The sequence below is a fragment of the Acinetobacter sp. IK23 genome, assembly GCF_035615275.1.
GTDB lineage: Bacteria > Pseudomonadota > Gammaproteobacteria > Pseudomonadales > Moraxellaceae > Acinetobacter > Acinetobacter seifertii.
In genome coordinates, this window is sequence record NZ_JANBNX010000061.1 from 1 (window position 1) to 1,955 (window position 1,955).

The window sequence follows — 1,955 nt, forward strand, 5'->3', positions numbered from 1 at the left end:
AAATTCATGCGCGTGTGGCAGTTCTGAATAGATTTACGGAATTAGGTAGACCTCGCACCCAAGTTGTGTCTTAAATTTGAATGGATTGGGGAGAACTCAGCTTTTGAATGTTTATGCAACAAAGCCAGTGTAATATATGAAATAAAAAAGCCCCCATGTGGAGGCTATTCTTTTATTATTGCAAATTAAAATCAGGATAAGTTTTCTGATAGACCTTAGCAAAATCAGATACTTCAATTTCAACATCATCCCAATTAAAATCATATGATAAAAAATATCTACATTTATGTTCAATTAAATAAGGCAATATAAAATCTAATTTAATATCTATTGTATCAATGGATATAGGTTTATTACAAATAATTGTCCAATTTTCATCAATATTAACTTTAAAAAGTCTTTCCCAATATGTTGGCGGGTAATTACCTTTACTTACATAATCGGCTATATGTGTTTTCTTCATTATTAAAATAATTTTATTTGAGAATCGACTAATCGATCCAAAAAAAAGATTATAATAAGATGAATTATCCTTCAAAAAAACACTCCGTAAAAATTCAACATTAACTGTTTTTGTCGACTCAATATTAAAACTAGTAATCAAAAAATCCTTTTTACAAATTTTTCTATACGCCAAGCTAGAAAAATCTAAATCTTTTTCATGTGTGATAAAATAACAAAGTTTTTTTACCTTAAGAACTTTTAATATTGATAAATCGAATAAATACTTCCTGTTTTCACCATATATATAATTATTACAATTGGCACCTCTTATATATTTAATTTCCTCAAAGGAACCAGCTTTTGCATTTATTACTATTCTTTCATATAAAGTTTTTCTCAAATCATCTGTAAAATCTGGATTTTCTACTACTCTTTGTCTTTGCAAATCCAAAGGAAAAATACCTTCCTTATCTTCAACTAATAAAGACGGTTTTTTTAATATTATAAAATCTTCATTTTTATTAATAACAAAATCATTACTATATTCAGAATCCTTAATATTCACACCATTGCAAGTTAATATATTTTTTTCATTTCGATAGATATCAAAAAAACTCATAAAAGAAAATTTCACCTCACAAGAACTTTTTGTTTCTAATTGATGAAACTGTGAAACATCTACTTCAAAAGTTTTATGAAAAACTCCTATTTCTCCATCCTCATTATAAGACCTTTCTATAACCACATCAGATAATAAATACCAGTCCCATAATGAATTTTTATTAAAAAGATAATTATATGTAAGCTCATCAATTTCAATTTTTATTATTGTACCTACATCCATATTAATTCTTTCTAATTGAATAGGTGAGTGAACACTCTCACAAGAGAAACTCAACCCATAATCTTCAAACATATTTCTGGTTTGAACATAAATTTTTTCTCCCAACAGATATGCAGCCAAGACTCCAACACCAAATCTTCCAATTCTAGAAAAGTTAGTTTTCCCATTATTAATATGTTGGTTCTTCCATATATCACTATACCTAAATGATGCCCCAATATTTAAAAAATAATCTCTAATTATTTCCTTTGTCATTCCAACCCCATTATCCTTAATAACAAAGTAATAATGATTTCTCTCTTTTACTAATATTAAATTAATTTTCAAATCTTCTTTTAGAAAATCGGAGTGTTTTTTCTCCAAATCTACTCTTTCTTTAATAGCATCTACTGAGTTCTGCAATAACTCTCTAATTCCAATCTCTGGATGATTACCATATAAAGGCTTAATAAGTAATTCCATTAGCTTTGTATGAGCTGTTCTAAATCTAAATACCTCAGGTATATACTTAATTTTCTTTTCTTTAATAAAATCTTTTTTATTGATCCTAGCCAAAATAATGGACAGTACTTCCCTCTAAAGATAACGTAACGTTAACTTTGGAGATCCAAGAAATGGCCAAACGTTTTAGTGCTGAATTTAAACAGCAAGCAATTGATTATGCACT

Annotated in this window: 1 protein-coding gene; it reads right to left on the reverse strand. The window is 27.6% G+C overall.

Annotation, left to right across the window (positions count from 1 at the left end):
• Nucleotides 1–175: 175 nt before the first annotated feature.
• Nucleotides 176–1,843, reverse strand: a complete 1,668-nt coding sequence (locus tag MSG95_RS18840) for an ATP-binding protein (protein ID WP_324624786.1) — start codon at nt 1,841–1,843, stop codon at nt 176–178.
• Nucleotides 1,844–1,955: the final 112 nt, after the last annotated feature.